We start from the raw sequence: 6,245 nt of genomic DNA, 5'->3' as shown, positions 1-6,245 counted from the left end.
GTTTCGTTTTGTTTATAAACAGGCATAACCGGGCCCACACCCGGGGGCCCGCGCCGGGGCGCGCCCCAAAAACCTCGGGGGGGCGGCCCCAATGCCCCCCCCCCCGCTTCGTATTGCTCGGCGCAGCGGGTCGCTCAGGCGCCCGTGACCTCCACCGCCGCCAGGTTCTTCTTGCCCCGGCGCAGCACCAGCCAGCGGCCGTGCAGCAGGTCCTCGCGGGCCGGCACGGCGTCCTCGGCGGCCACCTTCACGTTGTTCACGTAGGCCCCGCCCTCCTTCACCGTGCGGCGCGCGGCGGACTTGCTCGCCACCAGGCCGACCTCCGCGAGCAGGTCCACGACCGGGCCCAGCTCCGTGACCTGGACGCGCGGCAGCTCAGAGAGCGCGGCGGCCAGCGTCGACTCGTCGAGGTCGGCGAGCTCGCCCTGGCCGAAGAGGGCCTTGGACGCGGCGATGACCGCGGCGCACTGGTCGGCGCCGTGCACCAGCGTCGTCAGCTCCTCGGCGAGCGCACGCTGGGCGGCGCGCGCCTGCGGGCGCTCCTCGGTCTGCTTCTCGATCTCCTCGAGCTCCTCGCGGGACTTGAAGGAGAGGATGCGCATGTACGTCGAGACCTCGCTGTCCTCGACGTTCAGCCAGAACTGGTAGAAGGCGTACGGCGTGGTCATCTCCGGGTCGAGCCAGACGGCCCCGCCCTCGGACTTGCCGAACTTGCTGCCGTCCGACTTGAGCATCAGCGGGGTGCCGACGGCGTGCACCGTGGCCTCCGGCTCCAGCCGGTGGATCAGGTCGATGCCCGCCGTGAGGTTGCCCCACTGGTCGCTGCCACCGGTCTGCAGGACGCAGCCGTGGCGCCGGTACAGCTCCAGGAAGTCCATGCCCTGCAGCAGCTGGTAGCTGAACTCCGTGTAGGAGATGCCCTCCTGGGACTCCAGGCGGCGGGCGACCGAGTCCTTCGTGAGCATCTTGTTCACGCGGAAGTGCTTGCCGATGTCGCGCAGGAACTCGATCGCGGACATGCCCGCGGTCCAGTCCAGGTTGTTGACCATCGTCGCCGCGTTCTCCCCCTCGAAGGAGAGGAAGGGCTCGATCTGCGTGCGCAGCCGGGACACCCAGTTCGCGACCGTCTCGGGGTCGTTCAGGGTGCGCTCGGCGGTCGGCCGGGGGTCGCCGATCTGGCCGGTGGCGCCGCCCACCAGGGCCAGCGGGCGGTGGCCCGCCTGCTGGAGGCGGCGGACCGTGAGGACCTGGACCAGGTGGCCGACGTGCAGGCTGGCCGCGGTCGGGTCGAAGCCGCAATAGAACGTGACGGGGCCGTCCGCGAGCGCCTTGCGCAGTGCATCTTCGTCAGTGGAGAGGGCGAAGAGCCCGCGCCACTTCAGCTCGTCGACGATGTCCGTCACGGTCCTGTGTCTCCTTGAACGGTTCCGATGGATACCCGCCAGTCTATGGGCGTCATACGCCCTGGCTGACCGAGCTCATGTTGAAGTCCGGCACCCGGAGCGCGGGCATCGCTGCCCGAGTGAACCAATCGCCCCATTCCCTCGGCAATGTCTTTTCGGTGCGTCCGGCCTCCGTCGTACGGCCGAGGAGGTCCACCGGCGACTCGTTGAACCGGAAGTTGTTCACCTCGCCGACGACCTCGCCGTTCTCGACCTTGTAGACGCCGTCCCGGGTGAGCCCGGTGAGCAGCAGCGTCGCCGGGTCGACCTCGCGGATGTACCAGAGGCAGGTCAGCAGGAGCCCGTCGCGGGTGTCGGCGACCATCTCGTCCAGGGAGCGGTCGGTGCCGCCGTCCAGGATGAGGTTGTCGATGGCGGGGGCCACCGGGAGGCCGGTGAGGGCGGCGCTGTGCCGGGTGGTGGTGAGGTGCGCGAGCTCGCCCGCGCGCACCCACTCGGTGGCGTCGAGGGGCAGGCCGTTGTCGAAGACCGAGGCGTCGTCGCCGGAGGTGTGCGCGAGCACGAAGGGGGCGGATTCCAGGCCCGGTTCCCGCGGGTCGCTGCGCAGCGTGAGCGGGAGCTCCGTGAGGCGCTCGCCGACGCGGGTGCCGCCGCCCGGCTTGGAGAAGACCGTGCGGCCCTCCCCGGCGTCCCGGGCCGCCGACGACCACAGCTGGTACACCAGCAGGTCCGCGACCGCGGTGGGCGGCAGCAGCGTCTCGTAGCGCCCCGCGGGCAGGTCCACGTGCCGCTCGGCCCAGCCCAGGCGCTGGGCGAGCTCGGTGTCGAGCGCCGCCGGGTCGACGTCCTTGAAGTCCCGCGTCGCCCGCCCCGCCCACGCCGAGCGCAGCCGGTCCGGCGACTTGGCGTTCAGCTCAAGGGTCCCGTTCGGCTGGTCGTGCCGCAGCCGCAGCCCCGTCGACGTACCGAGGTAGCTGGAGACCATCTCGTGGTTCGCGAAGCCGTAGAGCTCGCGCCCGCCCGCGCGGGCCACCGCGAAGGACTCGCCGAGCGCGGGCGCGAAGTCGGCGAAGACGGCCGAGGAGGTCTCGGCGGGCGCCTCGGTGAACTCGGGGGAGTGCGCGACGCCGGACACCAGCGGCTGCGCGTCCTCGGCGGGCCCGGCGCCCCGGGCGGCGTCCTCGGCGGCCCGCACCAGCGGCTCCAGGTCGTCGGCGGTCACCGCGGACCGCGAGACGACGCCGGAGGAGGTGCCCTGCCTGCCGTCGACGGTCGCGATGACGGTGAGGGTGCGGCCACGGGTGACCCCGTTGGTGGTCAGCGCGTTGCCCGCCCAGCGCAGATTCGCGCTCGACTCCTCGTCGGCGATGACCACGCAGCCGTCGGCGGTGGACAGCTCGAGGGCGCGCTCGACGATCTCGTGCGGCTTGGTCGTACGACTCGACGAGCTCATCGCCCTGCCTCCTGCGTCGTGTTGAGGCTGTGCTTTCCCGGGGGACGACCCCCGGACCCCCAGCCGATTCCGTGGTGAGCGCTGCTCATCGCCCGGCCTCCTGCGTCGTGTTGAGGATGTTGACGCCCCGGAAGAGGGCGGAGGGGCAGCCGTGGGAGACCGAGGCGACCTGGCCCGGCTGGGCCTTGCCGCAGTTGAAGGCGCCGCCCAGGACGTACGTCTGCGGGCCGCCCACCGCGGCCATGGAGCCCCAGAAGTCGGTGGTCGTCGCCTGGTACGCCACGTCGCGCAGCTGCCCGGTCAGGCGCCCGTTCTCGATCTTGTAGAAGCGCTGTCCGGTGAACTGGAAGTTGTAGCGCTGCATGTCGATGGACCACGACCGGTCGCCCACCACATAGATCCCGCGGTCCACGCCGGAGATCAGGTCCTCCGTGGCGAGCCCGCCCGGGTCCGGCTGCAGGGAGACGTTGGCCATGCGCTGCACCGGGACGTGGCCGGGGGAGTCCGCGTAGGCGCATCCGTTGGAGCGCTCGAAGCCGGTGAGCCTCGCGATGCGCCGGTCCAGCTGGTAGCCGACCAGGGTGCCGTCCTTGACCAGGTCCCAGGACTGCGCGGCCACGCCCTCGTCGTCGTAGCCGATGGTGGCGAGGCCGTGCTCCGCGGTCCTGTCACCCGTCACGTTCATGATCGGCGAGCCGTACGCCAGCTTGCCGAGCTGGTCGAAGGTGGCGAACGAGGTGCCCGCGTACGCCGCTTCATAGCCGAGCGCGCGGTCCAGTTCGGTGGCGTGGCCGATGGACTCGTGGATGGTCAGCCAGAGGTTGGAGGGGTCGACCACGAGGTCGTACGCGCCGGGCTCGACGCCGGGTGCCCGCATCTTCTCGGCCAACTGCTCGGGGATCCGCTCCAGTTCGCCGTCCCAGTCCCAGCCGGTCCCGGTGAGGTACTCCCACCCCCGGCCGACCGGCGGAGCCAGCGTACGCATCGAGTCGAACTCACCGCTCGACTCGTCGACGGCGACGGCGGTCAGCTGGGGGTGCAGGCGCACCCGCTGCTGGGTGGTGACGGTGCCCGCCGTGTCCGCGTAGAACTTGTTCTCGTGCACGGTGAGCAGCGAGGCGTCGACGTGCGCGACCCCGTCGGCCGCGAGCAGTCGCGCACTCCACTCCGCGAGCAGCCCGCTCTTCTCCTCGTCCGGTACGGAGAAGGGGTCGATCTCGTACGAGGAGATCCAGGTCCTGTCCGCGTGCACCGGCTCGTCGGCGAGCTCCACGCGCTCGTCGGACCCGGCGGCGGCGATGACCTGGGCGGACAGCTGCGCCATCGCCACGGCCTGGGAGGCGACCCGCGCGGCCGCGTCCATCGTCAGGTCGACGCCCGACGCGAACCCCCACGCCCCGCCGTGCACCACCCGCACCGCGTACCCCACGTCGGTGGTGTCCGAGGAGCCGGCGGGCTGGGCGTCCCGCAGCCGCCACGAGGCGCTGCGCACCCGCTCGAAGCGGAAGTCCGCGTGCGTGGCGCCGAGCGCCCGGGCGCGGGCGAGGGCGGCGTCGGCCAGAGCCCTAAGCGGCAGCGCCGTGAAGGCTGCGTCGAGGGTATGAGGCACGGTGTCTCCTGTCGGCTGATGCGGAAGCGAACCGTAGGGCCCGAATCATGTCGCGCGCGGGGGTGCCGGGGCCACTCCATGGGGGAACCCTTGCCGCCGGTTTCTGTAGGGACCCGACAGCGAGTCCTCTGAGCCACTGTCGGAGGCGGATTCTCCGGAAGGGGCGCGGGACCGATAGGTTTCCGATGTACCAGACCGCTACCGAAAGGGTGATCCGTTGAGCCGCTCGGTTCTCGTCACCGGAGGAAACCGGGGCATCGGCCTCGCCATCGCCCGCGCGTTCGCCGACGCGGGGGACCAGGTCGCGATCACCTACCGTTCGGGAGAGCCACCACGGGTCCTCGCCGAGGCGGGTGTTCTGTCGGTGAAGTGCGACATCACCGACACCGAACAGGTGGAGCAGGCATACAAGGAGATCGAGGAGAAGCACGGCCCGGTGGAGGTGCTCGTCGCCAACGCGGGCATCACCAAGGACCAGCTCCTCATGCGGATGTCCGAGGAGGACTTCACCTCCGTCCTCGACACCAACCTCACCGGCACCTTCCGTGTCGTGAAGCGCGCCAACCGCGGCATGCTGCGCGCCAAGAAGGGCCGCGTCGTGCTGATCTCCTCCGTCGTCGGCCTGCTGGGCTCGGCGGGGCAGGCGAACTACGCCGCTTCGAAGGCCGGCCTCGTCGGCTTCGCGCGCTCCCTCGCCCGTGAGCTCGGCTCGCGCAACATCACCTTCAACGTCGTCGCGCCGGGTTTCGTCGACACCGACATGACCAAGGCGCTCTCGGACGAGCAGCGCACGAACATCGTGTCCAACGTGCCGCTCGGCCGCTATGCGCAGCCGGAGGAGATCGCCGCCGCGGTGAAGTTCCTCTCCTCCGACGACGCCTCGTACATCACTGGAGCCGTCATCCCTGTTGACGGCGGATTGGGCATGGGTCACTGATCACCATGAGCGGAATTCTCGACGGCAAGCGCATCCTGATCACCGGTGTGCTGATGGAGTCCTCCATCGCCTTCCACGCCGCGAAGGTGGCTCAGGAGCAGGGCGCCGAGGTCATCCTGACCGCGTTCCCGCGGCCCACGCTCACCGAGCGCATCGCCAAGAAGCTCCCCAAGCCCGCCAAGGTGATCGAGCTCGACGTCACCAACCAGGAGCACCTCGACCGTCTCGCGGGCCTCGTGAAGGACGAGCTCGGCGGCCTCGACGGCATCGTGCACTCCATCGGCTTCGCGCCGCAGGGCGCCTTCAACTTCCTCGAGGCGAGCTTCGAGGACGTCTCGACGGCGATGCACGTCTCCGCGTACTCCCTGAAGTCGCTCACCATGGCCTGCCGCCCGCTGTTCGAGAACGGCGCCTCGGTCGTCGGCCTCACCTTCGACGCGCAGTTCGCCTGGCCCAAGTACGACTGGATGGGCCCGGCCAAGGCCGCCCTGGAGGCCACGAGCCGCTACCTCGCCCGTGACCTGGGCAAGGAGGACATCCGCTGCAACCTGATCTCCGCGGGCCCGATCGGCTCCATGGCGGCCAAGTCCATCCCGGGCTTCGCCGACCTCGCGGAGGTCTGGAACACCCGCTCCCCGCTGGAGTGGGACATGGCCGACCCGGAGCCCGCGGGCCGCGGCATCGTCGCGCTGCTCTCGGACTTCTTCCCGAAGACCACCGGCGAGATCGTCCACGTCGACGGCGGCGTGCACATGATGGGCGCCTGACCAGCGCCTTCTCCCGCCCTCCGGGACGCTTACCACGACCACTCGCCCGCAGCGCGCGCGAGCCGGGGCGACGCCC

General features: G+C 70.7%; 5 protein-coding genes. 2 read left to right on the top strand and 3 right to left on the bottom strand.

The genetic code is table 11. The features are described from left to right. Positions 1 to 134 precede the first annotated feature (134 nt). The 3 genes from tyrS to ACFWYM_RS22120 all read right to left on the bottom strand — a co-directional run bounded on the left by tyrS (position 135) and on the right by ACFWYM_RS22120 (position 4,465). Positions 135 to 1,403, bottom strand: a complete 1,269-nt coding sequence (tyrS, locus tag ACFWYM_RS22130; protein WP_384839689.1) for a tyrosine--tRNA ligase — start codon at positions 1,401 to 1,403, stop codon at positions 135 to 137. A gap of 52 nt (positions 1,404 to 1,455) precedes the next feature. Continuing rightward, positions 1,456 to 2,856 (bottom strand): metallopeptidase TldD-related protein, encoded by a 1,401-nt coding sequence (locus ACFWYM_RS22125; RefSeq protein WP_384839686.1) that lies wholly within the window; start codon positions 2,854 to 2,856, stop codon positions 1,456 to 1,458. An 85-nt stretch (positions 2,857 to 2,941) separates the two neighbouring features. After that, a complete protein-coding gene (locus ACFWYM_RS22120; protein WP_384839683.1) occupies positions 2,942 to 4,465 on the bottom strand; it encodes a TldD/PmbA family protein in 1,524 nt (507 codons plus the stop codon). Positions 4,466 to 4,682: 217 nt separating this feature from the next. Here ACFWYM_RS22120 and fabG point away from each other — a divergent pair, with 217 nt between their 5' ends. Beyond that, positions 4,683 to 5,402 (top strand): 3-oxoacyl-[acyl-carrier-protein] reductase, encoded by a 720-nt coding sequence (gene fabG / locus ACFWYM_RS22115; RefSeq protein WP_384839680.1) that lies wholly within the window; start codon positions 4,683 to 4,685, stop codon positions 5,400 to 5,402. A gap of 5 nt (positions 5,403 to 5,407) precedes the next feature. Further along, a complete protein-coding gene (gene fabI, locus ACFWYM_RS22110; protein WP_384839677.1) occupies positions 5,408 to 6,169 on the top strand; it encodes an enoyl-ACP reductase FabI in 762 nt (253 codons plus the stop codon). Positions 6,170 to 6,245 lie beyond the last annotated feature (76 nt).

It is taken from the genome of Streptomyces sp. NPDC059009 (assembly GCF_042740175.1).
Classification (GTDB): domain Bacteria; phylum Actinomycetota; class Actinomycetes; order Streptomycetales; family Streptomycetaceae; genus Streptomyces.
The sequence above is the reverse complement of the archived record's forward strand: the minus strand, read 5'-3'. Positions and strand labels throughout refer to the sequence as shown.